Annotated in this window: 23 protein-coding genes; 10 read left to right on the top strand and 13 right to left on the bottom strand. The window is 61.7% G+C overall.

All coding sequences use genetic code 11. From position 1 onward, the window contains the following. Window positions 1-5 precede the first annotated feature (5 nt). On the bottom strand, window positions 6-548 hold the full coding sequence (locus M1R55_RS01420) for a kinase (RefSeq protein WP_249392982.1): 543 nt from the start codon (window positions 546-548) through the stop codon (window positions 6-8). A 75-nt stretch (window positions 549-623) separates the two neighbouring features. Between M1R55_RS01420 and M1R55_RS01415 the strand changes: the two genes are divergently transcribed. From M1R55_RS01415 to M1R55_RS01405, 3 genes are read left to right on the top strand one after another with little or no spacing between them, the layout of a single operon-like run. Next, complete coding sequence (locus M1R55_RS01415) at window positions 624-1,064, top strand: DMT family transporter (protein ID WP_249392981.1); 441 nt, start codon at window positions 624-626, stop codon at window positions 1,062-1,064. Beyond that, on the top strand, window positions 1,061-1,519 hold the full coding sequence (locus tag M1R55_RS01410) for a DMT family transporter (protein ID WP_249392980.1): 459 nt from the start codon (window positions 1,061-1,063) through the stop codon (window positions 1,517-1,519). Before M1R55_RS01415 ends, M1R55_RS01410 begins: the two co-directional genes overlap by 4 nt. Next, complete coding sequence (locus M1R55_RS01405) at window positions 1,516-2,064, top strand: MarR family winged helix-turn-helix transcriptional regulator (RefSeq protein WP_249392979.1); 549 nt, start codon at window positions 1,516-1,518, stop codon at window positions 2,062-2,064. Before M1R55_RS01410 ends, M1R55_RS01405 begins: the two co-directional genes overlap by 4 nt. Here M1R55_RS01405 and M1R55_RS01400 read toward each other — a convergent pair. Next, complete coding sequence (locus M1R55_RS01400; RefSeq protein ID WP_249392978.1) at window positions 2,055-2,477, bottom strand: SgcJ/EcaC family oxidoreductase; 423 nt, start codon at window positions 2,475-2,477, stop codon at window positions 2,055-2,057. The two genes, M1R55_RS01405 and M1R55_RS01400, sit on opposite strands and share 10 nt — an antisense overlap. Window positions 2,478-2,683: 206 nt before the next feature. Between M1R55_RS01400 and glcF the strand changes: the two genes are divergently transcribed. The 4 genes from glcF (at window position 2,684) to cpdB (ending at window position 8,192) form a co-directional block, all read left to right on the top strand. Continuing rightward, on the top strand, window positions 2,684-3,961 hold the full coding sequence (gene glcF / locus M1R55_RS01395; protein ID WP_249392977.1) for a glycolate oxidase subunit GlcF: 1,278 nt from the start codon (window positions 2,684-2,686) through the stop codon (window positions 3,959-3,961). Beyond that, complete coding sequence (locus tag M1R55_RS01390; RefSeq protein WP_249392976.1) at window positions 3,958-5,403, top strand: FAD-binding oxidoreductase; 1,446 nt, start codon at window positions 3,958-3,960, stop codon at window positions 5,401-5,403. The genes glcF and M1R55_RS01390 overlap by 4 nt, the downstream gene beginning before the upstream one ends. Window positions 5,404-5,514: 111 nt before the next feature. Continuing rightward, on the top strand, window positions 5,515-6,189 hold the full coding sequence (locus tag M1R55_RS01385; RefSeq protein WP_249392975.1) for an FAD-binding oxidoreductase: 675 nt from the start codon (window positions 5,515-5,517) through the stop codon (window positions 6,187-6,189). Window positions 6,190-6,263: 74 nt separating this feature from the next. After that, window positions 6,264-8,192 carry a 2',3'-cyclic-nucleotide 2'-phosphodiesterase gene (gene cpdB / locus M1R55_RS01380; protein ID WP_249392974.1) on the top strand — a complete coding sequence of 643 codons (1,929 nt, stop codon included), beginning with the start codon at window positions 6,264-6,266 and terminating at the stop codon, window positions 8,190-8,192. Between the two features lie 61 nt (window positions 8,193-8,253). On the opposite strand, the gene M1R55_RS01375 is transcribed toward cpdB, so the two are convergent. From M1R55_RS01375 to M1R55_RS01345, 7 genes are all read right to left on the bottom strand, one after another. Continuing rightward, the gene (locus M1R55_RS01375) at window positions 8,254-12,648 is read right to left on the bottom strand and encodes an S-layer family protein (protein WP_249392973.1); all 4,395 of its coding nucleotides are present in this window, start codon (window positions 12,646-12,648) and stop codon (window positions 8,254-8,256) included. Beyond that, entirely contained in the window at window positions 12,645-13,337 is a 693-nt protein-coding gene (locus M1R55_RS01370) for a hypothetical protein (protein WP_249392972.1), read from the bottom strand. Before M1R55_RS01370 ends, M1R55_RS01375 begins: the two co-directional genes overlap by 4 nt. After that, on the bottom strand, window positions 13,334-14,029 hold the full coding sequence (locus M1R55_RS01365; protein WP_249392971.1) for a redox-sensing transcriptional repressor Rex: 696 nt from the start codon (window positions 14,027-14,029) through the stop codon (window positions 13,334-13,336). The genes M1R55_RS01370 and M1R55_RS01365 overlap by 4 nt, the downstream gene beginning before the upstream one ends. 4 nt (window positions 14,030-14,033) lie before the next feature. Next, window positions 14,034-15,281, bottom strand: a complete 1,248-nt coding sequence (locus tag M1R55_RS01360) for an SPOR domain-containing protein (protein WP_249392970.1) — start codon at window positions 15,279-15,281, stop codon at window positions 14,034-14,036. Next, complete coding sequence (locus M1R55_RS01355; protein ID WP_249392969.1) at window positions 15,278-16,918, bottom strand: tetratricopeptide repeat protein; 1,641 nt, start codon at window positions 16,916-16,918, stop codon at window positions 15,278-15,280. The genes M1R55_RS01360 and M1R55_RS01355 overlap by 4 nt, the downstream gene beginning before the upstream one ends. 278 nt (window positions 16,919-17,196) lie before the next feature. Further along, window positions 17,197-18,237 carry a 23S rRNA (adenine(2503)-C(2))-methyltransferase RlmN gene (gene rlmN / locus M1R55_RS01350; RefSeq protein WP_249392968.1) on the bottom strand — a complete coding sequence of 347 codons (1,041 nt, stop codon included), beginning with the start codon at window positions 18,235-18,237 and terminating at the stop codon, window positions 17,197-17,199. Between the two features lie 90 nt (window positions 18,238-18,327). Then, window positions 18,328-19,056: a purine-nucleoside phosphorylase gene (locus M1R55_RS01345; RefSeq protein ID WP_249392967.1), complete on the bottom strand. Its 729-nt coding sequence runs from the start codon at window positions 19,054-19,056 to the stop codon at window positions 18,328-18,330. A gap of 419 nt (window positions 19,057-19,475) precedes the next feature. Between M1R55_RS01345 and M1R55_RS01340 the strand changes: the two genes are divergently transcribed. The 3 genes from M1R55_RS01340 to M1R55_RS01330 all read left to right on the top strand — a co-directional run bounded on the left by M1R55_RS01340 (window position 19,476) and on the right by M1R55_RS01330 (window position 22,114). Continuing rightward, on the top strand, window positions 19,476-20,753 hold the full coding sequence (locus M1R55_RS01340) for an S-layer homology domain-containing protein (RefSeq protein ID WP_249392966.1): 1,278 nt from the start codon (window positions 19,476-19,478) through the stop codon (window positions 20,751-20,753). Window positions 20,754-20,998: 245 nt separating this feature from the next. Further along, entirely contained in the window at window positions 20,999-21,529 is a 531-nt protein-coding gene (locus M1R55_RS01335; RefSeq protein ID WP_249392965.1) for a phosphoribosyltransferase family protein, read from the top strand. A 48-nt stretch (window positions 21,530-21,577) separates the two neighbouring features. Then, window positions 21,578-22,114, top strand: a complete 537-nt coding sequence (locus M1R55_RS01330; protein ID WP_371827134.1) for a phosphoribosyltransferase family protein — start codon at window positions 21,578-21,580, stop codon at window positions 22,112-22,114. 634 nt (window positions 22,115-22,748) lie between these two features. Here the strand turns inward: M1R55_RS01330 and M1R55_RS01325 are convergent. The 4 genes from M1R55_RS01325 to sat form a co-directional block, all read right to left on the bottom strand. Further along, on the bottom strand, window positions 22,749-23,510 hold the full coding sequence (locus M1R55_RS01325; RefSeq protein ID WP_249392963.1) for an ABC transporter ATP-binding protein: 762 nt from the start codon (window positions 23,508-23,510) through the stop codon (window positions 22,749-22,751). Next, window positions 23,507-24,340, bottom strand: a complete 834-nt coding sequence (locus tag M1R55_RS01320) for an ABC transporter permease (protein WP_249392962.1) — start codon at window positions 24,338-24,340, stop codon at window positions 23,507-23,509. The genes M1R55_RS01325 and M1R55_RS01320 overlap by 4 nt, the downstream gene beginning before the upstream one ends. A gap of 1 nt (window position 24,341) precedes the next feature. Further along, window positions 24,342-25,325, bottom strand: coding sequence for an ABC transporter substrate-binding protein (locus M1R55_RS01315; protein WP_249392961.1), 984 nt, complete (start codon window positions 25,323-25,325; stop codon window positions 24,342-24,344). Between the two features lie 123 nt (window positions 25,326-25,448). After that, window positions 25,449-26,624, bottom strand: coding sequence for a sulfate adenylyltransferase (gene sat / locus M1R55_RS01310; protein ID WP_249392960.1), 1,176 nt, complete (start codon window positions 26,622-26,624; stop codon window positions 25,449-25,451). Window positions 26,625-26,706: the final 82 nt, after the last annotated feature.

Below are 26,706 nucleotides of genomic sequence, written 5' to 3'. Positions count from 1 at the left end.
GAGTTTCAGAGAGAAGTAATCTTGTTGCTTCTCTCTGGCCCCATATTCTGCAAAATCAAGCCTGTCACATTTTCCAGAGACAAGGACGCATCAAAGATTTGCTCCTGAGGCACATTGAGGGTGTCACAGGCGCGGAACCAAGGCTTCATGTCGTCAACGCTAAATTCAGTCGCTTGCGGGCGGGTAGCATGCCGCCTGGCCGTCTCTTCAAAGTCGAGGTCAAAGTAGTAAAAGCGCGTGGTGCCGACGTGATCACGCTGTAGGCCTCGCAACATCCCGCCGTAGTGATCGGTATACAGAATGCCCTCTAGAACCACATGAAAGCCGTGATTAAGCGCGTACCGCACGGTCTGTTCAATCAGACCAATGTTCGCTGCATCCGGAAGATCGTGTTCCCTGAGCAGAATTCGGCGCAGGTAATCTTGCTCGACCCACGCTAGCCCGTAGCCATAGGCCTGACGCAGTGCGCGGGCCACGCTGCTTTTGCCAGAGCCAGAGTTACCCCGCAAGACGATCAGGCGCGTGTCGGGCGAACCAAAAGGCGTCACCCGAGAACTCTACCAAGCCTGAAGACGCTCCTCCAATTACTTCACCAGTTAAAATTAAACTGGTACACTACCTCCATGAATCCACGCCTGCTGTTCGCGGTGGCGGTGGGCTTGTTGCTACCCGTGCAATTTGCGCTCAACAGTGCCCTCACGCCCTACACGCATTCCCCAGTTGCCACCGCTGCCGTGTCCTACACGGTGGGCGCGTTGTTCCTCACGCTGGGCCTGCTGATTGCCGGGCGGGGTCACCTCTCGTTTGCTCCACTGCACGGCGCTCCGGTCTGGAGCTTTCTGGGCGGCCTGGTGGGCAGCGCCTACGTGGTCTCCAGCGTCGTTTTGACCCGTTCGTTGGGTGCGGCGCTGGCCGTGTCGTTGGTCATCGCCGCGCAAGTGATCGCCAGTCTTGTCTTCGACCATTTTGGTGTGCTGGGGCTGCCCAAACGTCCATTTAACAGGCAGCGGGCCGCCGTCCTCGTTCTGGTGCTGGCCGGACTTGGGCTTCAGGTTCTCCGGTGATTATTCCCCTGATCGGTGCCATCAGCGCGGGCCTCGGCCTTTCGCTGGGGCTGGTGCTGAACGTGCGGCTGGCAGCCCACAGCGGTCAACCCGTCCTCGCCAGCCTGGTCAACTTTCTGGTGGGTACGACCGTCACGCTGATTCTGGCGCTGTTGGGTGTGCTGGGGCAGGCCAGCTTCCCCGCCGGGGCCGAGGCGTGGATGTGGCTGGGCGGCGCAGTCGGGGCCGGATACGTGGTGCTGACATTGTTCACGGCGCGGCTGCTGGGCGTGGCGGCCAGTACCGCTGGGGTTACTTTGGGCCAGATTCTGGGGGCGCGAATCATCGACGCCTTCGGGCTGCTGGGCCAACCCGTGCGTCCGGTGAGTCTGACCGCCGTGCTGGGCGCGGGCCTGCTGGTGGCGGCAGTCCTAATTCTGGCCCGCGAGCGCGGAACCCGCCCGGTACAGCCATGAAAACTCCCGACCTCTTGGCCCGAATCCACCATGACTGGCGGCAGGCCCGGCCTGACCTCGACCCCTCGCCCATGCTGACCGTCATCGCCATTCAGCGCACGGGCGTCTTGCTCGGCGAAGAATTGGAAGCCTTTTTTGCTGGGCATGGTCTCACGCCGTCCAGCTTCGATGTGCTGGCGACCCTACGCCGTTCTGCACCGCCGGAAGGGTTGCCACTGTCGCAACTGGGCGCACTGATGGCGATTACGCCGCCCGCCGTGACCAAGCGGATAGACGCGCTGGAAGGGCGAAAACTGGTCAGCCGTCAGGCCCATCCTACAGACCGCCGCGCTTTTTTGGTGGCCCTCACCGCCGGGGGATTGGCCCTGGTAGATCAGGTCTTGCCGCTGCACCTCGCCAACGAACGCCGCCTCCTGGCAGGCCTGACCGAGCCGGAGCGTCAGCAATTGCGCGAGTTACTGGGCAAGTTGGATCTGCCGCTGGATCATCCTGAAGTTCCGGCCCAGCTTCCAGAATCAAGCCAACCCGGCAGCCGTCAACGCTGAAGAATCACCTTCTGAGTCGCCAAGTCCACCGGGGCCGACGAATGCTCGTGGATGATCTTCCAGGCGTCTTTGTCGGGCTGGCACACCAGGGTCAGTCGGTTGTGCATAGACCGCAACCTGACGCCTTCCGCCGAGAGGCCGCTGTAGGTCACGGCGGCGTGGATGACGGCCAGTTGATCGGCCCGCACTGTCTGTACGTCTTGCATCTCCACCCGCACGCGCTCAGTGCCCAATGACCCAAACCACCCCACCACCATGCCGCGCCAGGCCTCCGCGCCCTGATAAGCCCAGTGGCCCCACAGGTCAAAAACGCAGACCTGATCGGCGTAGAGGGCCATAAATGCCTCTACATTCTTGTCGAAAACGGCGGCGATGTAGGCGTCCAGCAGATGCTCCGGATCAAGTGGCGTCATGACTCCAACCTTAGCCCAAGTCGCCTAGCTTCTCTGCTGCCGCCCCACACAGCCAGACAAGTTCGCCTCCCTCCCAATTGTCCCGCGCCCACACGCCTATCTTGTGGGCATGAGGGCCAGGCAGCCGTGAGACAGATTCCGTCCAATTTCCATTCGCTTTGGCCTAAGTTCACGGCCCTTGCCGAAGCCGCTCCACCGGAACTCCTATGAACAACGACATTCGCACCCATCACCCGGACGGACAGGGCGAGCTGATGGCGCACGCGGTGGACGCCTGCGTGCATTGCGGCTTCTGCCTGCCCGCCTGCCCCACTTATGCCCTGCTGGGCGACGAAATGGACAGCCCACGCGGGCGCATCGTATTGATAAAAGAAGTGCTGGAAGGCGCGTTGCCGCTCTATGACGCCGCGCCCCATCTTGACCGCTGCCTCGGGTGTCAGGCCTGCGTCACGGCCTGTCCCAGTGGCGTGCCCTACGGCGAACTCATCACCAGTTTTCGCGGCTGGAGCGAGCCTCAGCGCCAGCGCAGCCCGCTCGACCGGGCCAAGCGTGCGTCCATTCTCAAGATTTTGCCTGCGCCCAAAGTGTTCAGTTTGGCAGCGCGGGTGGGCCAATTCGCCAAGCCTCTGGCCCCGCTGCTGCCCAATGCCCTGCGTTCGCCGCTGGATCTGCTGCCCGAACATGTGCCCGCCATGCAGCCCAGCGCGGCATTTACGCCTGCACGCGGCCAACGCCGGGGCCGGGTGGCCTTCCTGGTGGGGTGCGCCCAGCAAGCTCTTGCACCCAATTTCAATGCGGCTACCCTGCGAGTCCTGGCCCGCAACGGCATAGAAGTCGTGATCCCCGATGGGCAGGGCTGTTGCGGTGCGGCGGCCCTGCACACAGGCGCACGCGGCGAGGCGCTGAAACTGGTGCGGGCCAATCTCGCCGCCTTCAATCCCGATGATTTTGACGCCATCCTGAGCAACGCGGCAGGCTGCGGCGCGGGCCTGAAGGAATATCCGGCCATTCTGCACGGCCTCCCCGACGAGGCACAGGCGCAGGCTTTTGCCGCCAAAGTGCAGGACATCAGCGAATATCTGGGCGCACTCCTGGAGGATGGAGAACTGGAACCGCCCATGCCGACCTCGCGCCCCTTGAAGGTGGCCTACCACGACGCCTGCCACCTTGCCCACGCGCAGGGCGTCCGGTCTGCGCCGCGTGCGTTGCTGCGGGCCATTCCCGGCGTGACTGTGCTGGAAGTGCCCGAAGGTGATCTGTGTTGCGGCAGCGCCGGAACCTACAACCTGGAGCAGCCTGAGCTTGCTACCCAACTCGGCGTTCGCAAGGCCAAGAACATCCTGTCGACCGCGCCCGACCTGATCGCCAGCGGCAACATCGGCTGCCATACCCAGATTCAGAGCCACGCCCGCAGACAGGGCAGCCCGGTTCCAGTTATGCACACCATAGAGGTGCTGGATCTGGCGTATCGGGGAGAGCTATGACCATCGGCAAGGCTGTCCGGCCCGAAAAACAGGCGTTGACCCCTTCGCTGGGAGACAGCCTGCCCAAATCCAAGGGAGGCTCGCTGCATCCACTGGCCGCCACCCTGACGCGCCTGCTGGGCCCCCGCAAGGTCTTATCGAATCTGTCGGAGCGTCTGAATTACCGTTATGACGCCATCGCATTTGGGGCCACGCCGTTGTGTGTGGTCTTGCCCGAAAGCACGGCGGATGTGGTGGCGGCGGTCAAAGCGGCACGGGCGGTAGGTGTGCCGATTGTCGGACGCGGGGCGGCGTCTGGACTGTCTGGGGGCGCAGCACCGACAGAGCCGGGGTTGGTGATCTCGTTTACCCGCATGACCCGGCTCAGCATTGACCCTGTACGACGGGAAGCTCTCGCTCAAGCAGGGGTCATTACGCTCTCTGTGACCGAAGCGGCCAAACCGTTTGGCCTGATCTATCCGCCCGATCCTGCATCGTTTCGCACGTCTACGATCGGCGGTAACTTGGCAGAGAACGCCGGGGGGCCGCTGTGCTTCAAATACGGCGTGACCGGGGATTATGTGCAGGGGCTGGAATTCGTGGACGCTGACGGCGAGGTACATTCCCTGACCCGTGACGCGTATGATCTGGCGGGCCTGCTGATCGGTTCCGAAGGCACGTTGGGATTAATCACCCAAGCCACGTTGCGGCTGACCACCCCCCCTCAGTTCACCCGGACGCTGATGGCCCATTTTGCTGAGGTCGGTCAATGTGCCGAAGCCGTGAGTGCTGCCATTGCTGCCGGAGCGGTGCCCAGCAAACTGGAATTTATGGATCGGGCCTGCACCAATGCGATTGAGGATTACTTGCATTTGGGTTTACCCAGAGAGGCCGAAGCCCTGCTGCTGGTCGACACAGACGGGAATGATCTGGAAACGGTGGAAGAAGAACGCGCCTTAGTTGAAGCTGCTTGCCGGAATGCTGGCGGCACCGTGCGCCGCGCCGAGAGTGACGCCGAAGCCGCGCAACTCTGGCAGGCGAGACGCTCCGTCTCGCCCGCTCTGGGCCGCATTCGTCCACAGCGCATGAACGAAGACATCGTGGTGCCCAGAAGCGTCTTGCCGGAAGTCGTGCGCGAAATCCGGGCCTTGGGCGACGCCTCAGGCCTGCATCTGGTGCAGTTCGGGCACATCGGCGACGGCAATTTGCACCCCAATATCCTGTTCGATCCACGCACCGAATCGCTCGAAGCCGTGCATGACCTGGCCCATGAGGTGGCGCGGGTGGCCATCCGGCATGGCGGGGTACTGAGCGGCGAACACGGCATCGGCTCCATGAAACTGGCCTTTATGCGTGAAGCCGTGGATGCGGGCACGTTGGCGGCCCTCTGGCGGGTCAAGCATGCGCTTGACCCACACGGGGCACTGAATCCCGGCAAGGTCTTGCCTGCGGAGGAAGCGTGAACACACGGGCTAAGGGTCAAGGGTCTAAGAGTCTAAGAGTCAGAGCCGCTAGGACTCCTGCGCTGCTTCCACATCCCACACCCCACATCCCACTCCCGCCAAAGGCCAGTCATGCCGATTCTTGAGCTTTCGCCCAGTGATCAGACATTGAAGGTCACAGGCGATACACCGCTCCTGGAGGTCTATGCTGCCTTGCCTGCGGGCCTGTATCCCCCGTTTCCGCCCGTGGAATTGCCAGGTGGTGTGGGTGGCTTGGTCAGTCGTGGGGGCTTTGGGCAGAACTTCTTTTTTGCCGCTGAGGTCTTGGGCCTGACGTTCATTTCTCCCAGCGGTCAGCGCATCGTGGCGGGCGGGCGCACGGTCAAGAATGTGCAGGGCTATGACCTGACCCGGCCCTTTGTCGGCAGCTTCGGCGCACTCGGACATGCCGAAACCGTCACGCTCAGGCTTCGCCCCGGCCTGAGCATGAGGCACGTCGTGGCCCCCGGCACACTGGAAACGCTGCCCGAATCTGTCGCCCGCTTCGTGTGGCAACATGGCCCCGACCTTCATCTGATGCACTTCGGCCCCTTCCGTGAGGTAAGCCGCGCCTTGTCTGCTCTGCCCGATTCGGCAGAAGTGCCTGCTCCCGCTGACCTGAACAATGTTTTTCCCCAGGGCATCGGCTTGGGACTTCATGGCCCACTGCACGATTTCCGTACCAAACGCCTTGGCCAGAGCTGGGTCAGTGGGGGAGAGGTGCCGCCCATTCCGGCGCTGTTTGCACGCTTGGCGGCCAGTTTGTAACCTGTTGTGGTTTGGTGGCTTGAACTGTGCGACCTGTCTAGCATCCCCCCATCGGGGGCAGTATCTTTGGGGCCATGAGTAAATTCAGCATTCTCACCGCTCCCCTCCTGCTTGGGGCGGCACTGGCTACGGCAGCAGGCGCACAGACTGTCGACCTCCGCATCATGGAAACCACCGACCTGCACACCAACGCGCTGGGCTACGACTATTACCAGGACAAGCCCACTGGAGAATTCGGCTTCGAGTACACAGCCACTCTGATCCAGAATGCCCGCAAGGAAAAACGCAATACGCTGCTGTACGACAACGGCGACCTGATTCAGGGCAACCCCTTGGGCGATTACGTGGCGAAAATCAAGCCGCTGGCTGAGGGCCAACTGCACCCCATGCACGCCGCCATGCGAGTGCTGAAATACGATGCAGGCAACCTCGGCAACCACGAATTCAATTACGGCCTGCCCTTTTTGCAGGGCATTCTGAAGGCCGCGCCCATGCCCTACGTGAGCGCCAACGTGTACGCCACCGACGCCGACACCAACCCCGACAACGACCCGAACGCTTTTACGCCGTACCTGATTCAACGCAAGGTGGTCTACGACACCACAGGCCGCCCGTACATCATCAATGTGGGCGTGTTGGGTCTGCTGCCGCCGCAGATTATGCAGTGGGACAAGGCCAACTTGGAGGGCAAAGTCACCACCCGCGACATCGTGGAAACGGCGCGTAAATTCGTGCCGCAGATGAAGGCGGCGGGGGCCGATATCATCGTCACCATCGCCCATTCCGGCATTACCGCCGACTACCAGCCGGGCCAAGAAAACGTCGCCACCGAACTGACCAAGATTCCGGGCATCGATGTGGTGCTGTCGGGCCACAGCCATCAGGAATTCCCCGGCCCGGTGTACAAAAGCATTCCCGGCGCAGACATCACCAAGGGCACCATCAACGGTAAACCCGTGGTCATGGCCGGATTCTGGGGCAACGATCTGGGCATCATCGACCTGAAGCTGAACTATGACCGCAAGGCCCAGAAGTGGACGATTCAGGACGGCGTCGCCAGCATTCGCCCCATCTGGGACAAGACTGCCAAAACCAACCTCGTGAAACCTGATCCCCGCATTGCCGCCGCAGTGAAGACCGCCCATGAAGGCACACTCGCCTACGTGCGAGGGAAAGTGGCCGACCTGACCGCGCCGATTACGTCCTACTGGGCCCTCGCCCAGGACGATTCCAGCGTGCAACTGGTCAGTAACGCGCAAATTGCTTACGTGAAGGCGGCGCTTGCTGGAGGCCAGTACGCCAATCTGCCCGTGCTCAGTGCCGCCGCACCCTTTAAAGCAGGCGGGCGCAGCGGCCCCAGCTACTACACCGATATTCCCGCTGGAACGCTGGCAATCAAGAACGTGGCCGACCTGTACGTGTACCCCAACACCGTGCAGGCCGTGTTGGTCACGGGCGCACAGGTGCAGGAATGGCTGGAACGAGCCGCTGGGCAATTTCAGCAGATCGACCCCACCAAAACCGAACCGCAAGCGCTGGTCAACGAGGCGTTCCCCACCTATAACTTCGACATCATCGATGGCGTGACCTACGAAATCGACGTGAGCCAACCCTCCCGCTACGACACGGCAGGCAAGCTCGCCAACCCCAACGCCCGCCGTATCAAGAACCTGCAATTTGAGGGCAAAGCCATTGATCCATCTGCCCAGTTCGTGGTCGCCACCAACAATTACCGTGCTTCGGGCGGCGGCTCGTTTCCCGGCCTGGACGGTAAGAACATCATTCTTCAGGCTCCAGATGAAACCCGTCAGGCCCTGATCGGCTACTTTACCCAGCAAAAAACGGTGAACCCTGCCACCGACGGCAACTGGAAACTGACGCCTATCCCCGGCGCGACGCTGCTGTATGCCACCAGTCCCAACGCGGGTAAGGCGCTGCCCGTCGGTGCGACTCTGCTGCGTACCCGTGAAGACGGATTCGCGGAATACACCATCAAGTTCTGATTGAAGAGTCAAAAATAGCTCCCCGCCTGTGATGGACGGGGAGATTCGTTTATTGCCTGATTTACTTCGAGGTTGCGCCTTCCTTGGTCGTCACGTTGACCGTTCTGCCCTCGTAGAATTCAACCACACCTGTCTCTAGGTCCTGAACCAAGTAAGACTGGCGGAAAGTCCCTGCTTCACCAAAGATAACCTTGTTGCTGATGGTGCTGTTTTTAGCCAATTGAGTGTTGATACTCGTCAGTGTAGGAATCTCGGTGCCCAGGCCCTGGCCGATAGAGCTGTATTCTAGGCGCAAGACGCGGGTATCGTTCAACGTCGTTCCAGAGAGCGCCCATGTCGCCGAGGCGGGCGTAAATTTGCTGGAGGCACTTTCCTCGGTGGTGGTCAACAGGCTGCCTAAATTGGCGATTCCTGCGGCACTCCGTCTCACTTCTACCCGCATTTCTTTGATGTTGCTGTTGCCTGCTGCATCGGTTGCGGTGGCCCGCATCACGTAATTGCCGTCCGGCACAAAGGGCTGAGAGTCAATGAGGACACCCGTATTGAAGACTCGGTAGAACAACCCAGCCGCGCCAATGGGCAGATTGAAGTTGTAGGCCACGGTATTACAAACCTGTCCCACTAACGCCTCTGTTGGATTACAGACGAATTGCAACTGAACCTGATTGATACTGTCGCTGTCACTGACTTGAATAGCGACGGCGCTCTTGCGAGTCAGTACGGGCCGTTTCAGCGGATCGATGGGATTGCCATAGAAAGCAGGCAAAATGATGTTAAGTGCCGGTGAGAGGTCAACCTTGCTCAAGTTGCTGACAGTATTGGCTGTAGAAAGCTCGCGCAGTGTGGCTTCGCCAGACAACTGAACATTAGTTTTGGCACGGATCGTATAGTTACCATTCACGTACTCGGTTGCATTGAAGTCCACCGTCGTTCTGGCTTGCCATAAGCCAGGATTGACTGGTTCAATCGTAACATCGCGCGTGGTCACCAATTGCCCACGGGAATCTATGACTTCAATGACAATGCTGTTCGTCACAAAATTGAAAGCGGTATTGTTTTGCCGAATCTGAACCACAACTTCGCTAGGGCCGGACACGGAACCGCCCGTGGTAGGGGATGTTATGGAGATTGTTGGCGCGACCTTGTTGGCGACTTGGACTGTTGTCGCGGTGCTCTGCCCACGCTGATTGTTGGAGTCTATGGCTATCGCGCGGAGGGTCAAGGCACCGTCTGGGAACTTGGTGGTGTCTATGTTGAACGTGGTGTTCTCACGGTTGGCTGTGTAGGTCGTCGTGTCTACGATGCCCTTAGAATCCGTGACTTCCAGAATCAGCTGGCGCACAGTGACGCCTGCGGACACACCTGCCGACACGTTGACACTCAAGATGCTGCTGTAAGGCTGCGATCCCGTGTTGTTCACGATGATGACGGGTGCAGGTGCGCTGGCTTCCTGAGTGGCCCGCAGTGTAAAGGTGCGGCTGATGGTGGAACTGGTATTTCCTGCCGCGTCGGTGGCCGTAAACTGCACGCTGTAGGTTCCGGGTGTGCTGGGCGTAAACGGCGCGGAGTAGTTGCCGCCCGCCTGTTGCCCCAACACGGTAGTGGTGCCGTCTGGATTGGTGACTGTGGCGTTGATGCTTACCACGCTGCTTAATCTGTCGGTGGCGGTGCCGCTGATCGTAATAGGCGCGGCAGTGAATTCTTGCCCTGCCGTGGGGCTGGTCACGTTCATGTCGGGTGCCGACTGATCCACCGTGATGCTGATGCTGCTCTGGTTGGTATTCCCAAGCGGATCGGTGCCGGTCGCCACCAACACATGCGGGCCTTCGCTGAGGGCGGCGGGCGCGGGGCCACCGTCTACCGTATACGTGGGGGTCAGCGTACCGAACACGGCGTCGGTGGCTGTGGCCGTCAAGATTGGTGTGGCGTTGTTGGTCACCAAGCCGTTCAGGGGGGTCGACCACGCCACGATAGGCGCGGTTTTATCGACAAACACGCTGATCTTGGGCGCGTTCACGGTGCCCACATTGTCGGTAAAGCGCACAGCGACGTCATGCAGGCCGTCATTGAGGGTATCGAAGTTGAAATTGAACGTAGGGTTGCCTGCGCTCTGGGTTTCGGTGGCAACGACGGCGTTGCCGACCAGCAGTTCTGCCGACTTCAGGCCACTGACCGCGTTGGTGGTGGCGCTGGCCTTGACATTCAGGTAGCCGCGCACGTAATCGCGTCCTGATTGATTGACCGTTTTGCCTTGAGGGGCGGCGGCAGGCACAGACACGGTCACGGCCTGGGGCGTAATCGCGCTGCCCGTTTGCAGTTTCACGCCGCTGACCAAGGTGCTGAGGCTGGTATTGCCCGCTTTGTCGGTCACTTCGGCACGCAGTTCGTAGGCGGTGCTGTCGGTCTTTTGCGGATACCAGGGCAGGCTCCCGCTGGCCGTCAAGGTACCGACAAATTCTTCGGTGCCTGCTGCAGATCTGGCATACACCGCGATAGAAGCTATGCCGCTGCCAATGTCCTGCGCCTGCACTGCCACGCTAATAGGTGCGGCCGTAAAGTTTTGGTTGGCTGTGGGGCTGGTGATCTGCACCGTCGGAGAGGTGCTGTCTGCCGTGACGCTGATGGCCACGCTGGTTTTGTTGCCTGCTGCGTCACTGGCCACAGCAGTCAGTTGGCGAGGACCGTCGACGAGATCCACTTGAACTCCGGCGACTGCTGCGTCTACATCCGTGGCGGCATTGCCGTCTACCAAGTAGCTCAATGCACCTTCATTGCTGGTGGCGTTCAGGGTCACGCGGCCTTTGGTCACGCTGCCCGCTGCCGGAGACTGCCAGGTCACTATGGGGGCGGTGTTATCCACCGTTACCGTGGCGGTTTTTTCGCCGGAGCGCCCCACGTTGTCAGTCACCACGGCCCGCAAGGTATGTGCGCCGTCGCTGAGTTTGGTGGTGTCGAGGCTAAAGGTATAGCGGCCATTCACGCCCGCGCTCTGTGCGCCGAGGCTGGTACTGCCGTCCAGCAGTTCTACTTTGGCAATGCCGCTGGTGGGCGCGGCGTCAGTGGCGTCTACGGTCACGGTTTGCGTACCGCGCAGAGTTCCGGTGGGTAAGGTTACAGCCGTCACGGTTGGGTCGGTGGCGTCGGTACTGCTGAGTTGCACCCGGACGCCCGTCACCGTGCTGAGGCTGGTGCGACCTACCTTGTCGGTGGCGGTGGCAGTCAGTGTGTAGGTGCCGTTCATCGGTGCCCAAATGACGTCGCCCGCTGCACCTTGCAGGCTGCCCACGCGGGTCACGACGCCGTTCGCGTCGGTGGCCGACACATCAATTTTTTCCACGCCGCTGCCCGAATCGGTGGCATTCACTTTTACGGTCACGGGGTTGGTGGTCACGCTCTGGCCTTGCTGCGGGCTGGTGAGCTGCACGCTGGGGTTAGAGCTGTCAACCGTGACGGTTTTAGATAGGGAATACTGTTTGCCGCCGTCGGTGACTGTGGCGGTCAGCACCTGCTTGCTGCCGTCGGCGCAATCGTTACCCAGCGTCCAGATGTTGCCCACCACCGTACCGCACGTGGCCGAATAGGTCAGGCTGCCCGTCACGTCTTGCCCGTTGCGGGCAGCGGTGGCCCGCAGATTCACACTGCCGTTGCCGCTCACGAAATCGGCGGCAGGGGTGAGCCAGGTCAGGGTCGGAGGCGTGGTAGCCGTTCCGCCGCCCTCTCCGGCGCTTGCGGCCAAGAAGGTCAGGTTGACGGTACGGCTGATGCCGAAGCCCACGCTGTCTATGGCCTGAATAGTGACAGTGACAGTTCCAGCAGTGCGGGGCGTGCCGTCGGCATTTTTGCTGAGGTCGGCGCTCACCGAACCAGTTCCGGTAGCCCGCACCGTGCCGTTCTCCAAAATCTGCACTATTACGCTGGCTGGCGTACTGGCCGCGTCGCCCCGCGTATCGCTGGCCCGCGCGACCAGGGTGGCCGCGTCGCCTACTGTGAAGGTCGTGGCGGTGGCGGCAGCCGTGCCGTTCAGGGTCACGCTGTTCAGTACAGGCGCGGCGTTGTCAATGAGAAAGGGAACGTTGACGGTGGTTGCGAGGCCTGCATCGTCGGTGGCGACGACTTTGACCGTGTGTGCGCCGCCCGTCAGTGCGGGCAGCGTCAGGGTGATGCGGCTGGCAGGCGTCAACTCGGTATCGGGGCCGCCATCGATGCTGTACACCACTTTCTTGACGCTGCCTTCCAGATCGGAGGTCGTGACCAACAACTGACCGCCGCTGCCCACATATGTGTCAGGGGTAATAGCTGTTCCAGCCGCAGTTTTGATACTGATTTCCGGTGCAGTGTTGCTACCGGGTGCGGGCGTACCGCCGCCGCAGGCTGTAAGAGCGGCAGTGAGCAGCCACAACACGGGGCTACGCTGAGGCGAAAAGCTGCGGGCCAAAACAGAACGTGCTGGATTCATTCTTCAACTCCGGTGTCGCTGATACGGAAAACAGGAATAGGCGCTTTGACGACGGGCAGGGTTTGACTCCGGCCCAGATCGTCCACGATGTTGAATGTGACGTTCATAGAGAGGTTGGCGGGGCAGGGGCCGTTGATGCAGTCGTCCGTTGCCGTTTCGCCAATTCGCGGCGTCACGAGTTGAATGGTGCCCCCATTGGTGCCAGTGGGGAAGGTTTGCTGCCGGGTGTATTCCACCTTGTTCACAAAAGTGCAGGTGTCAGGGTCAACCTCAGGAGTCACTACGCCTGCCGCACTTTTACAGGCATAGCCCTGCCAGATGCGGTCGCCAAAGTTCTGCACGTATTGGCCGCTGGTATCGGCGTACCGGTTGCCACTTTCATCGTTGACAGTTACCTGGGCGCTGACGATTTTGCCGCCCACGCTGCCCGCCTGCGTCATAAAACTGACTTGCGGCTGGGTCATCACAAAGAGGCTTTCAATCCGCTTGAGTTCCTTGCTGGTCTTGTCGTACACGCGCTTAATCGTGACCTCGATGCGTGCGCCGGACACGCTGGCCTGAGAAGAAAACTGCGAACCGGTGACGCTGCCGCAGGAGGCCAGCAGCAAGGGCAAGGCGAGGAGAGCGGAACCTGCTAAAGATCGGTTGTTCATACGGACTTTCATACGGGCGCTCATACCTAGGGTCATTCGGTGTCCTCCGTCAGGGCAGCTTTCAAGGTGGGATTCAGGATGTAAAAGGCGAGGCGCTTCATGCCCGCCAAGAAATCGACGTTTTCAATGGTGACGTTGCGCCACTCGTCGCCGGGTTCGCTGACGCCGCCGCGTTCGGTGGTACGCGGCTGAATGACCACTGGCGCAAAATTCAGAATGCCCCGCACGCCCGCGTCTACGAGTGCTTGGGCGGCGTCCTGGGCGCGGTCGGGCGGAACGGCCAAGAAACCCATGTCTACGGGTGTGGCACTCACGAAATCGCGTAACTGTTCGGTGTGCTGCACGCGCAAATCGCGGATGTTCTGGCCCACGATCTGCGGATTCACATCAAACAGGCCCACGTACTGAAACCGGTAGTCGCTGGCCCCCGGATAATTGGCGATGGCTTGGCCGAGTCGCCCCATGCCCACAATCACTACACTCCACGTGCGGTTCAAGCCCAGCACGCGCACCAATTCGCGTTTCAGAATTGGCACGGTGTAGCCCATGCCGCGTGTGCCGAAGCGACCGAAATAGGCAAGGTCTTTGCGAACCTGAAAAGCACTGACTTGGGCGCGTTCGGCCAGGTCGTTGCTGCTGGTGCGGCTCACATCCTGCGTTTCCAGCTGCTCCAGAATTCGCAGGTAAGTCACGAGGCGACTGATGGCGGCGGTGGGAATATCGGCCATACCTTCAGCGCACCCGGAAAGAATCGAGGCCGCTGCTGGTCAGGCGTTCTTCGGCGCGGGTCAGGGCGTCGCCGCTGAACGGGCCGACCAACACGGTCACTTTGCGGCCTTCCGGGGCGTTCACGGTGGGCGCGAAGCCCTGTTCACGTAGCGTGCCCACGAGGTTCTGTGCGCCTTCTACCCGGTCGAATGCGCCGACCTGCAGGTACACCGGGCCAGCGGGGGCGGCGGCCTGGGGTGTGGGCGTTGCCACCGGAGCCGCTGGAGTGGGTGTGGCGCTTTCGGCGGCTGTGCTTGTGCTGGGCGTGGTCGGAGTTGCCGGGGTGCCGCTGACCGTGCCTCCCGTCAGGCTGCGGTTACGGGGCGGATACAGAATTGCGCCGGGGTAGGCCCGCTGCACGTCGGCCAATGCCCGCCGCGCCGTGGTTTCATCGGAGAAGGGGCCGATCTGGGCCACCACTTCGGAGCCGAGATCGATGGGATACACGCGGTAGCCGAGGCCGCTGACACCCGCCGTGCGGCTGTTGGCGGCAGTTTCCGACGAGAAGGTGCCAAGGCTGATGCGGTAATCGGAGCGCAGAGGCGTGCGCGTTTCGCTGGTGGCAATGGCCCCGCCTGTGCGGGCAGTGGGGGAGACGGGGGTCGCTGCCGGATTGGTGGTTGCGGGCGTGCTGGGTTGGGCTGCGGGCGCGGCTTCTACAGGTGCAGCTTCCACGGGAGCCGCCACAATGGTAGGAATGTCATTCAGCGATGTGGTGGGCGTGGTCACGCTTGCGCCCGGAGTGGCCGGGTCTGGAGTGGCTGGGGTTGTTGCAGTGGGAGCTGTTGTTGCTGGAGCCGGAGCCGTTTCGGGCGTGGCTGCTTCTGGTACTGCCGGAGTGGGCGCGGGCGTCTGGGCCTGTTCGGTGGCCTGTTCCGTGGGTTGCTGTGTCGCCTGCTCGGTGGCGGGAGGAATCTCTGCCTGAGCTTCTGCGGGCGCTGGGTCAGGGTTCGCGGGCGTAATTGTTGCGGTACCGGGCGCTGCCGGAATCTCGGCGCTTTCGCTGACTGGAGGAGAGGTGGCGGGCGTGGTCGCTGGAGGCGTCGTGTCGGTTGTGTTACTGGCTGTATTGCCCGAACGTTGCCCGAACAGCAATACGCCAAAGCCGCCCAGCAAGAGCAGCACCAGCAGCCCAATCAGTAGATCGGGCCAGCGAGCGGCGCTACGTTTGCCGCCCCCACTGTTGCCGCCATTGGTTTGCGGCGAAGTCATTTCAGGGCCGCCGCAGCGCGGGTGTTGCCCAGGTTGGCCGCCGTTTTCAGGGCCTGCCTCGCCTCACTTTCGCGGCGCTGGGCACGCTGGGTCACGCCCAGCAGGTACCAGCTCTCGTCGTTTTTGGGGTTGTCGCTGACCAGGCCCCGCAGCACCGCCTCGGCTTCCGGGTAGCGGGCACTGGCCAGCAGCGCGGAGGCCAGATTCTGGCGGGCATTCACGCTGGGTTCCAACTTCACGCTTTCGCCTAGTGCGGTGGCCGCGCCCGCGTAGTCCTTCAGGGCGTAGTGGCTGAGGCCCAGCCAGAAATAGGTGTCGGCACTGGCGGCTCTTAGGGCGCTGGATCGCAGGGCGGCGCGGGCCTCCGGGTACTTGCCCTGACGGTAAGCGGCGATGCCCTGCACATACTGAGCGCGGGCCAACGTCGCGGCTTCGGGAAACAGCCTGATGGCGGCCACAGCGTCGGCAAACGCCTGAGCATTCTGGCCCAGGGTCAGGCGCACGGCGGCGAGGTCGGTGCGGTAGGCGGCATTTTTGGGAGCCAGCTTGACCGCGTTCAGGTAGGCCGTGAGTGCGCCGGGGCGGTCGTTGCGGGCCACCCGGAATTCTCCCAATTTGGCAAAGGTAGAAGCAGACCGGCCATCGGCGTCGGCGGCAGCCTGGGCGGCCAGCACTGCGCCGCGAATATTGCCGCCTGCACTCAGCAGATTGGCCTTGCGCAGCAGCAGGCTGGCGCGGGCAGCCCCGGCAGTCACGCGGGGGGTGGCGGCGTCCAGTTCCCGAAGAGCGCGGTCTGGCAAGCCCTGAGCCACATAAATATCGGCAATCAGCAGCACGATGTCGGCCCGCGAAGGCTCGCGCTGCATCAGGGCGTAGGCTCCGGGCAAGGCCTGTGCACCCTGTCCAGCCAGCGTTTGCGCCTGCACCAGCCGGAACTGCACGCCAGTGTCATCGGGGGCCAGGGTGGCAATTTCGGTCAGGGTCGTGACCAACGCCGGATAGGCGGCGGCGCGGGTCTGCTCGGCTGCGAGGGCGTCCAGCACTTGCCGCTGCACCGTCATTGCCACGCGGCCACGTGCCAGTGTCGCCGCACTGCCGTACAGCCTGAGCGCGTCGTCGTAGCGGCGCTCGCGGGTGGCAATGACACCGAGGTTGTACGGGCCTTCAAAGCGGTCAGGGGCCAGCAGACTCAGCTGCGTAAACTCGAAATTCGCGCCCTTAAAGTCTCCCAGGGCAAACAGCGCCAGCCCCAACCCAAAGTGAGGCTCCGGCTGGGCATAGTTCTGGGCGATCAGTGCCTCGAATCCGGCGCGGGCCTGCGGGTATTTCCCGTCTTTGAGGGCCGCCTGAGTTGAGGTCAGCTGCGTGGTCTGGGCTGGGGTAAAAGGCGTGGGCGCGGGTACGGCGGGTACTCCGGAGGCTGCGAGTGCGGCAGCGGCGGCTTGGCCCGATTGCTGTAAGTTTTCTGCCGCCGTCCGGGCTGACTGCAGCAACGAACCTACGTTGTTGCTGGCGCCCTGCTGAAGAGTGTTCTGAATACCGATGCTGGTCGTGGTTTCGATCAGCGTCTGCCCCGCCGCGCTCGAGGTGAGGGCGAGCAGCAACAATGTTAAGGCCGGGCGATTGGATTGCGTCACTTAAGAGCCTCCTGAGAGTCGGAAACGAATTGAGCCTAATCATCCGGTTCTTTCCAAACCCTTACTTTCACAAGGGTAGTGTGTTTGAAAGAGCCAAGTGTGCTGAGTTGCGCTGGGCGCATCAAATTGTCTCATGACTGGGGGGGGACAGGGGTGGGAGAGGCGCTAGGTTTCTCACAGCGCGGAGGCCTCCACGTGAGAAACCTCCCCCAGTCACGTAAAGACCGCCCAGTGTATGAAGATGGGCGGCCCAGCAGGGTAAGAAATTGAGGACGGTTTTAGGCGCTCGCTGCGCTCCCCGTTACGGCGTCGGGGCGTTTGAGGGCCAGTTGCCCGCAGGCCGCGCCCGCATCTTTGCCGCGAGAACGGCGCACGCTCACGTCCACGCCCCGCGCTTCCAATTCGTCATAGAAGGCCTGAATCTCTTCTTCGGTGCTGCTCTCGAAGCCCGATCCGTCCCAGGGGTTCATGGGAATCAGGTTCACATGGCTGACCAGGCCGCGCAGCAGTCCGGCCAGTTCGCGGGCCTGCCACAACTGGTCGTTCACGCCGCGCAGCATGGAATATTCGAAGGTCACGCGCCGTCCGGTAGTGGCCTGATATTCCCGCGCCGCTGCCATGATTTCCACAATAGAGTTGCGGTGCCCGGTGGGAATGATGCGCTGGCGGGTTTCCTCGTCGGGCGCGTGCAGGCTGATGGCAAGTTTGATGCCCAGATCGTCTTCGGCGGCGAGGCGGCGAATGCCTTTGGGCAGGCCCACCGTGCTGAGGGTCACGCGGCGTTTGCTCATGCCGAGGGCCTGCGGGTGCAGCAAAATCCGGGCGGCCAGCATGGTGTGGTCGTAATTCAGGAGCGGCTCGCCCATCCCCATGAACACCAGATTTCGCAGTTCGCGGGGCGCGATGCCCTCGCCGCCTGCCACCGCCAGAACCTGCCCCACGATCTCACCGGGGGTCAGGTTGCGGCCAAAGCCCATTGCGCCCGTGGCACAAAAGGCGCATTTGGCGGGGCAGCCCACCATCGTAGATACGCAGATGGTGCGGCGATCCAGGTAGGGCATATACACCGCTTCCATCTGCCGCCCGTCGTGCAGCGTGAACAGGTACTTCACCGAGCCGTCGGTGCTGCGAACCGTCTCTATTTCCCGAAACGGATTCAGCGCGTATTCCTGAGCCAATTGGGCACGCAGTTCGGCGGGCAAGTTGGTCATGGCTTCAAAGCTGCCCGCGCCCTGAACGAACACCCACTCCAAGAGCTGCCGTTTTCGGAAGCCTTCGAGGGGGTAAGAATCGGGGTGGAGGTCAAGCAGTAAACGCATCCGGCCAGTCTACGGGGTCTGGGCGTGGGGCGCAGAGAGTTGGCGCACGTTAGGGGGCTCGGGAGGCGACCCCCTCCAGTCCCCTCCCCGTCAGGCTTGCCCTTCGGCTCCTGCCAAACGCACCACAGCTTCTAACGCCACCTGCACCATTCGGTCTACTCCGGCAGCGAGCACGTCATCGGGCACCAGTTGGGGATCACCAATATCGTTGCTACACGCGGTCAGGCAGGTGGCACGCAGCCCGTGCAGGGCGGCCACCAAAAAGATCGCGCTGGCTTCCATCTCGAAGCCCAGTACCCCGCGAGACGCCCACAGGCGGGCATGGTCGGGTGTGCTGGCGTAAAAGGCGTCCTCGGTCATCACGAGGCCAAGGTGGTGCGGGGCGTTCAGGGCACGGGCCGCGTGTGCGGCGGCCTCTACAACCTCGAAGCTGGCGGCGGGGGCGTACGGTGCGCCGCCCAACAGTTGGCGCGTGGTGCCGTCGTTGGGTACGGCGGCGGTGGCAATCACCAGATCGCCGGGGGCTACCTTGGGGGTCGCGCCGCCCAGGGTACCCACCCGGATCAGGGTTTTGGCTCCCAGTCTCGCCAATTCTTCGGTCACGATGGCGGCGCTCGGGCAGCCCATCCCGGTCGTCTGAACGCTGACGCGCACGCCTTTATAGGTGCCCGTAAAGCCCAGCAGTTGGCGGTGACTGGTGTACTCATTCACGCCCTCCAGATAGTTGGACGCGATGTGGCGGGCGCGGTTGGGATCGCCGGGCAGCAGCACGTAGTCGGCCACGTCGCCCGGTTGGGCACGAACATGAATCTGGCTCATGGCTGAAAGTATAGAGAGCGGGCGCTCATCTGGCTCGGTCAGGTGGCCTACCGGGCTTTCAGCTCTGCCAAACTGACTTTTCTTGATCATGAACGAGGACTAAGTGCCGTGTACATGAGAGTACCCTCATGAAGCCGAAGCCTGAACACTCTGACAGGTTTCTCATCTGAACCGTTAAAGATGCCGCTGTCAAAACAAAACTAGCTCTCATGTCGTAGGGGCTATTTATCATGCTGCTCTTATTTTCATGAACTTTCAGTCAGTTGGGAAAAATTCTATAAATTGCAGCGCAGAGAACAGTCTGATTGTTCATAGGCCACTCACGCCAAGTGCCTACGGTATGCACAGGCAGGGAGGCGCTCTGCGTTCCTATGCATCATTTTTCTTTCGTCCTCAGTCCCCATTCAAGGAGAACCACCATGCGTAACACCTTTATTTTGTCTTCACTTCTCGCTCTCGGCCTCGGCATGGCCAGCGCCCAAACCGATACCGCCGCACCCGCAACTGCTGCACCTGCTGCACCTGCAACGACTGCTGCTCCTGCTACGGCAGCCGCACAGGTTGTGCAGTTCACCGACGTTCCCGCAGGCCACTGGGCCAAAGACGCCGTTGACCTGATCGTGCAGCGCGGCCTGATTCAGGGCTTCCCTGACGGCACCTTCCGCGGCAACGAGAGCTTGACCCGCTACCAGGCAGCCCTCGTGTTCTACCGCCTCCTGCAAAGCGGCCAGCTCAGCAACAGCAGCCTCAGCGCTACCGACCTCGCCACCATCACGGCTGGTATGCAGGAAGTCAGCACCGAACTGGCCGCCATCAGCACCCGCGTGACCGACCTGGAAGCGCTGACCACCGAGCAGCAGGCCCGCATTACAGCGCTGGAAGGCCGCATTGAGGCACTGGGTACGCCCGCCGCCAACGCTGCTGGTGCAGACACCACCGCGCTGACCGCACGCATCGACGCGCTGGAAGCCGCTATCCGTAACATTCCTGCTGGCCCTGCCGGCGCAACCGGCCCTGCTGGCCCCGCCGGAGCCGCTGCTGATACCGCCGCTTTGGCCGCCCGTATCGCCGCCCTCGAAGTGCGTGCAACCACCACCACGACGGGCGACACCAGCACCGGCACCGTGACCACCACCCCTGTCACGCCTCCTCCTACCACCGTGGTTATCGGCAACACCGACACCGTTGTGGACGCCGTTCGCAGCACCAACCTTTACGCTGGCGTCAGCCTGGGCGCTCAGAACACCCAGGGCACCGACCCCTGCTACCTGCTGAACTCCAGTGGCCGCGCCGTGAACTTCTGCCTCTCCGGCGGCGCGATGGTCGGTGCCAATAACGTCATCGGCCCCGTCGGTGTGCGTCTGTCCGCCGAGCACGTCCCCGGCAAGAACGGCTTCAACGCCGACATCAACGCCACCTACAGCCTGAATAACGGCAGCAACATCACCCCTTACGTGGGCGCAGGTCTGGGCCTCACCAGCAGCCGCACCCGTGCAAGCGCTACGACCAGCGCCAGCGACGTCTACGCCAACGCTCTGGCCGGTGTGGACTTCCGCGTCACCGACAGCATCACTGCGTTCGTCGAAGCCGATGCCCGTTACTACCTCAGCAACAAGGGTGCCGGCACAGGCCTCGCTGCAAACGATGCACGTGGCTTTGGCGGCACTATCAAGACCGGCCTGAAGTTCTTCTTCTAAGCCTCAGACTTTCAACACATTGGGAACCTCGAAAGGGGTTCTCTTTTTTGGTTGGGGCGCAGCAGGCGGTCTAAGGGTCAAGGGTCTAAGGGTCTCAGAAAGGCAACTCTTCGGCGTTCGTTCCCATTTGCTTCAGTCCCATACGGTCAAAGCCAGGGATTCTTTATCTCATCCAAGCGCAATCTGGACATCCCGAAGAGACGACTATTCCACGTCCTCACCTCCGGCCCTGTACACTCTGCCCTGTGAAAACCCATCATGTTCAGGTCGGCACCGTTTCGCGGGAGTTGCCTATCGTCGAAGTCGCGCCCGGCGTCAGCGTGGCACTGTTCAATATGCTTGGCGACACCGAGGTCACCGAAGCGGCGGGCAAGGCGCTGGCCGCACTGATACCCGCGGACGTGGATATTCTGGTCACACCAGAAGTCAAGGCGCTCTCGTTGGCGCACGTCATCAGTCGCGAATCGGGCAAACCCTACATTGTGATTCGCAAGACGCAGAAGCCCTATATGGTTGATCCGGTGGTGCGTGAGGTGGTCAGCATTACGACGGGCAAGCCACAAACGCTGGTGCTGGACGGCTTCGATGTAGAAAAAATTCGGGGCCGCAAGGTGGCGATTGTAGACGACGTGGTCAGCAGTGGCGGCACGCTGCACTCCATTTCGCAAATCATTCAGGAAGTGGGCGGCGAGGTGGCCGCTGTGATCGCCGTGTTTACCGAGGGACAGGAACGCCCAGAAGTCACGGCGCTGGGGCATCTGCCGCTGTTCACCTGACCTGCTGACTCAACATCTGACGCTGCCCCGCTCCCGCCGCGCTACCCTGTGCAGGTGGAACAACTCAACGTTACTGTCGGGGCCGTCACCCGTGACCTGCCCACCGTGCGCGTAGGCAGCACCGGGCGCGTGCCACTCGTAGAATTTATTGGCGATCCGGAATTTACCAACGCGGTAGCCGCCGAAATGGTGGCCCTGATTCCCGCCGGAACAGACATGCTGCTGTCGGTGGTCACCAACGCCCTGCCGCTTGTACATGAATTGAGTGACCGCAGCGGCATTCCGTACGTGGTAGTACGTAAAAAACGCCGCACCTACATGCAAGATCCGCTGATCGTAGACGTACCGAGCATGACGATGGGCGTATCGGAAACGTTGTGGCTGGACGGCCCGCACGCCGCACGGCTAAAAGGTAAACGGGTCACGATTGTGCAAGATGTGATTGCCAGTGGCGGCACCGCTCAGGCGTTGGCACGGCTGACAGAGCGGGCAGGCGGCACGGTCAACGGCTTTCTGGCAGCCTTCAAACAGGGAGAAACCACCGTACCACTCCACTTTTTGCAGGAATTGCCGAAGAGAATTTGACGAAAGTCTAAGTGGCTGTCGGGAAAGGAACTCGCAGACCGAGAATTCCCAATATTTTGCCGCGTCAGATGCTTCGAAAACGAATCTATTCTACCGAGACCAGTAGATTCTTGGAGAGTGAAGACCTGTCGAAAAGGGGGTTAGAGGCTACAGCGGCGGCAACAGGATCACTGGAAGTAAGGGCTACTTGATCATAGACAGCTTGGGTCTGCTACTCGCCGTCAACGTTTTGTCGGCACAATTGAGTGATCGTGAAGGGGGTTGCGGCTCCTTCACAAGATGCATGGCGAGCAACCACAACTGAAACTGCCCGTGTTTGTCGACGGGCGCTATAAGGGCAGGTGGGAAGGCTGGGTCAGGGCGACGCCCGGCCCTACTGTCGAAATTGTCCAACCCTCCGATGTTAGTACCCGCAGGTATTGGCTCCCCAAAGAACAAGGCCTGACAGAAGAACAACTCAAGATGCTCCGCTCATATTTGTCTTCGACCTGTTTTAAGTTCGTATTGGCTCACTACGACACGCTTTCTAGACCATTTTTAAGGACATAAAAACACAGCAACATACTTTCAGACCAATGAATGCAACAGGCGGCCCGTCGCAAGGCCGCCTGTTTCTACACTTGTTTGCTCTTCTCTACACTTCCAACGTTTCCCGCAACTGCTTCACGCTTACGTCTTTGGCGCGGGCGTCCAGGGCCACTGCGCCGTCTTTGAGGGCCACCACGCGCTGACCCAGATGCAGGGCCTCATCAAGTTGGTGCGTTACGAAGACCACCGTAATTTTTTGTTGCCACCAGATGCCCAGCAGTTCATCGGCCAACGAGGTGCGGGTCTGGATGTCGAGGGCGCTGAAGGGTTCATCAAGGAGCAGCAGCCCCGGCTGAGTCGCCAGGGCGCGGGCAAGGCTGACCCGTTGGCGTTGGCCGCCCGACAGTTCATGCACGCGGCGGTCTCCGTACCCGGTCAGGCCCACTTGCCGCAGGGCGTCGGCAATCCGGATATCTCGCTCTGGCCGGGGCAAGCGCTGACTTTCCAGGCCAAAAGCCACATTGCCCGCCACTGTACGCCACGGGAAGAGGGCCGCTTCCTGCTGCACCAGAGTCAGGCGGGGATGCGGCCCCAAAACGGGTGTGTCGGCCAGCAGAATCTGGCCTTCTTGCGGCCTCAGAAATCCGGCTAGCAAGGACAGGAGTGTGCTTTTGCCGCTGCCACTCGGCCCCACCACGCACAGGAATTCTCCGGCATCTACCTTCAAATTCAGCGGCCCGACGCCTGCTTTGGCCCCAGCATTGCGCCCGGAATAGCGGTAGCTCACCCCTTCCAGGGTCAGGCTGGCCCCGCGTCCATTCGCGGTTCGGGCGGTAGGTTGGGCCGGAGTTTCCATCGTGGCTGTCATGATTGCACCTCCAGGCCGTAATCGCGGCGTACCCGGCCCTCTATGGCCCTTAACACGGTATCGAACAGGCCGCCAATGATGCCGATAATGATGATGGTGCCCAACACCAGGCCTACATTGGCGGTATTACGGCCCACTTCCAGTTGCTCGCCCAGGCTGGCGACGCCTGCAATCAATAGCTCTCCGCCGACCAGCGCCCGCCAGGAAAAACTCCAGGCAGTGCGCAGTCCGGTCAGGATATTGGGCACCGACGCAGGCAGCAGCACGCGCAGGGTCAGGCCCAGCCCGCGTGCGCCGAGGGTGCGGCCTGCCACGCGCAGGGCGGGCGGCACGTTCAGGATGGCCCCCGATACCGCCAGTGCCACCGGAATAAAGCCTTCCAGAATGACCACGAACAGCACGGCGCGTTCATTCAGGCCCAAAAACAGGATGGCAAAGGGCACGAAGGCGATGCTGGGCACGCTCTGAATGCCCGTGAGGTAGGCACCCAGAGTGGCCCGCAGCGGCAACCAAGCGCCCATCAGCAGGCCCACGACGCCGCCCAGCACGACGGCGATGGCGTATCCGGTCAGTACCCGGCGCAGGCTGCCACCAATGGCGCTCAGCAGTTTGCCGTCCTGCGGGCCAGTGCCGAACAGGCCATATTCGATTTCCTTCCAGACTGCGCCGGGGCTGGGAAAGACGTAGGGCGGATACAACTTCAGCACATCGGTGACCAGCCACCAGATACCGAGAATCAGGGCCAGCCCGATGATCTGCCAACTGATGACCCGCCAGCGGGAAGGCTGACCCGACGAGGCACGCGGTAGTTCTGCGGGGCGCGTCGTCATCTTATTTCTTCAGGAACTGCGAGAGGTCGGGCGCGGTGCGGGCGTATCCGGCTTCCACGTTCAGCGCCGAATACTCTTTCAGTGCTTCCAGATCAAGAGCCGTCGTAAAGCGTGTCCGGGCAAAGGCACGCTGCATCACGCGGGGATCGACCTTGGCTCCGGTCAGCTTGAACAGTTGAGCGTTCACCGCTGCCTGTGCCGCCGCCGGGCTTTTGGTCAGGAAGGCTACCGCCTCGGTGTGCGCTTTCAGGAAAGCTGCCACGAGTTGCGGGTTGGCCTGTGCAAACTTGGTGTTCACGATCACGACGGTCGTGGGGTAGTTGCCGCCTCGCCACACCGTTTTCTCGTTGCCGATGATGCGGTGGCCCTGTGCCTCTAGAACTGCGCCCCAGGGCTCCGGCACCAGCGTGGCGTCCACCCGTTTGGCGGCAAAAGCAGCGACAATATCGGCAGGCGCAATCGGTGTAATCAGCACCGTGCCGCCGTCCGTCTTCGATTTCAGTGCGTTCTCATTCAGGATGTGGCGCAGGCTGATGTCCTGCGTATTGCCCAAACTAGGTACGGCGACATTCTTGCCGCCCAGATCTTTGTAGCTCTTGATTGTGCTGTCTTTGCGGGCCACCAGCACTGCGCCTGCCTCGCTTGCTCCGGCAATAAACTGCACGGGCATACCGCGCCCGGCGGCGTTGATGGCGGGGCCGGGGCCGATGTAGGCAATGTCGATTTGCCCTGCCGCGAACGCTTCAGTCAGTGTGGTGCCCGACACGAATTCTTTGGCGTCCAACTTGGCGGCCCCGAACGCCTTCTGAAAGGTGCCGCGCTGTAAACCCACCAGTGCGGGCGCGTGCGTCAGGTTTGGAAAAAAGCCGAGGCGAACGCTGGTTGCGGCCTGCGCTTGGGCGTCTGGGGACAGGACAGCGGCCAGCAGCAACGGCGCTGCCAGCGTCAAAAAACTTCGTTTTGTAAGCGTCAGATCTAAGGTCATAGGAATTCCTCCTAGAGTGGCTGAGGGCAGTGAACACGCTGGGCGCTTGAGGCACAAGCGAAAAAGACCGGGAGCGCCTTCACAGGTTGTTCACGGCCTCTTTCGCCTCTGGGTTCAATGTGTTTAAGGCTGAATGCTGTAGGCCGCCCGCAGCACTTCGGCCACTTCGGGGCGGGTAAATTCGGCGGGCAAATGCTCTCCGGCCCGCAGTTTTTCGCGGACTTTGGTGCCGCTGAGACTCAGGTGGTGGCTACTGTCGTGGGGGCAGGTGCGCGGGCTGACCAGTTGGCCGCAGGTCTGGCAATAAAACGTGTGCTCGAATTTTAAAATCTGAATGCCGAGTTCCTGCGCTGTGTAAGTCCCGAAAATCTCCTGCGCGTCGTAGGTGCCGTAATAGCTGCCCACACCTGCATGGTCGCGCCCCACGATAAAATGCGTGACGCCGTAATTGCGCCGCGACAGGGCGTGCAAGATGGCTTCGCGTGGCCCGGCGTAACGCATGGCCGCCGGGTACACGCTGAGCAACGTGCGGGCCTGCGGGTAATAGCGATCAAGCAGCACTTCATAGGCCTCTACGCGGGTGTGGGCGGGCACGTCGTCGCCTTTGGTGGTGCCCACCAGTGGGTGCAGCAACAGGCCGTCCACCAGTTCCAGCGCCACTTTTTGCAGGTATTCGTGCGCCCGGTGAATCGGGTTGCGGGTCTGGAAGGCCACGCTGGAGCGCCAGCCACGGGCCTCGATCACCTCGCGGACTTCGGCGGGCGTGCGGTGGTGGCGAGCAAATGCGCCGCGTGGCACTTCAAACAGGGCCACTGGGCCGCTGAGGTTCACATCGCCCTGTGCCAACAGTGCCGCCACACCGGGATGCGCCGGGTCTTCGGTACGGTACACCTCGCGGGATTCCAGCCCCTTGTGCGCGTCAAACTGCTCCTGCACGTCTATCCAGCCCACCGGCTCGCCACTGCGGGTCAGCACCACGCGGCCCCGGTATGCGCCCGCCTCTTCCCGGCGCACAGGCAGCGTAATCGGAACGCTCCACGGCGTGCCATCGGCCAACCGCAGGTGATGAATGATGCTGAGGTAATCGGCCTCATTCACGAATCCAGTCAGTGGGGAATAGGCTCCCGTCGCCAGCATCTCCAGGTCGGCGTAAGCGCGGTCATCCAGTTCCAGTTGGGGAAGGCCGAACAGTTCCGCAGCGTCAAAGTCGTGTCCAGCGCGGCGAATTCGGTTGACCAGAGTCCCGCCCAGGGGTGCGGGCAGCGTGGCGGTGGGATCGGTGGGGAGCAGGATGGTCATGGGGGATACCTCGGGGCTGGAGCCGTAAAGAAGGGTCAGAGTAAAAAAATTGAAGGTGGATAAAACAGGTCAACTATTGAAG

The sequence above is a fragment of the Deinococcus sp. QL22 genome, from assembly GCF_023370075.1.
Classification (GTDB): Bacteria; Deinococcota; Deinococci; order Deinococcales; family Deinococcaceae; genus Deinococcus.
Note: the sequence above shows the minus strand (reverse complement) of the source record. Positions and strands in the feature narration are given on the sequence as shown.

Coding starts and splice junctions, on each gene's coding strand:
- M1R55_RS01375 (WP_249392973.1), bottom strand. CDS start 12,648: ATGAATCCAGCACGTTCTGTTTTGGCCCGCAGCTTTTCGCCTCAGCGT.
- M1R55_RS01345 (WP_249392967.1), bottom strand. CDS start 19,056: ATGAGCCAGATTCATGTTCGTGCCCAACCGGGCGACGTGGCCGACTAC.
- M1R55_RS01415 (WP_249392981.1), top strand. CDS start 624: ATGAATCCACGCCTGCTGTTCGCGGTGGCGGTGGGCTTGTTGCTACCC.
- M1R55_RS01385 (WP_249392975.1), top strand. CDS start 5,515: ATGCCGATTCTTGAGCTTTCGCCCAGTGATCAGACATTGAAGGTCACA.
- sat (WP_249392960.1), bottom strand. CDS start 26,624: ATGACCATCCTGCTCCCCACCGATCCCACCGCCACGCTGCCCGCACCC.
- cpdB (WP_249392974.1), top strand. CDS start 6,264: ATGAGTAAATTCAGCATTCTCACCGCTCCCCTCCTGCTTGGGGCGGCA.
- rlmN (WP_249392968.1), bottom strand. CDS start 18,237: ATGCGTTTACTGCTTGACCTCCACCCCGATTCTTACCCCCTCGAAGGC.
- glcF (WP_249392977.1), top strand. CDS start 2,684: ATGAACAACGACATTCGCACCCATCACCCGGACGGACAGGGCGAGCTG.
- M1R55_RS01360 (WP_249392970.1), bottom strand. CDS start 15,281: ATGACTTCGCCGCAAACCAATGGCGGCAACAGTGGGGGCGGCAAACGT.
- M1R55_RS01340 (WP_249392966.1), top strand. CDS start 19,476: ATGCGTAACACCTTTATTTTGTCTTCACTTCTCGCTCTCGGCCTCGGC.
- M1R55_RS01315 (WP_249392961.1), bottom strand. CDS start 25,325: ATGACCTTAGATCTGACGCTTACAAAACGAAGTTTTTTGACGCTGGCA.
- M1R55_RS01325 (WP_249392963.1), bottom strand. CDS start 23,510: ATGACAGCCACGATGGAAACTCCGGCCCAACCTACCGCCCGAACCGCG.
- M1R55_RS01405 (WP_249392979.1), top strand. CDS start 1,516: ATGAAAACTCCCGACCTCTTGGCCCGAATCCACCATGACTGGCGGCAG.
- M1R55_RS01320 (WP_249392962.1), bottom strand. CDS start 24,340: ATGACGACGCGCCCCGCAGAACTACCGCGTGCCTCGTCGGGTCAGCCT.
- M1R55_RS01365 (WP_249392971.1), bottom strand. CDS start 14,029: ATGGCCGATATTCCCACCGCCGCCATCAGTCGCCTCGTGACTTACCTG.
- M1R55_RS01400 (WP_249392978.1), bottom strand. CDS start 2,477: ATGACGCCACTTGATCCGGAGCATCTGCTGGACGCCTACATCGCCGCC.
- M1R55_RS01370 (WP_249392972.1), bottom strand. CDS start 13,337: ATGACCCTAGGTATGAGCGCCCGTATGAAAGTCCGTATGAACAACCGA.
- M1R55_RS01390 (WP_249392976.1), top strand. CDS start 3,958: ATGACCATCGGCAAGGCTGTCCGGCCCGAAAAACAGGCGTTGACCCCT.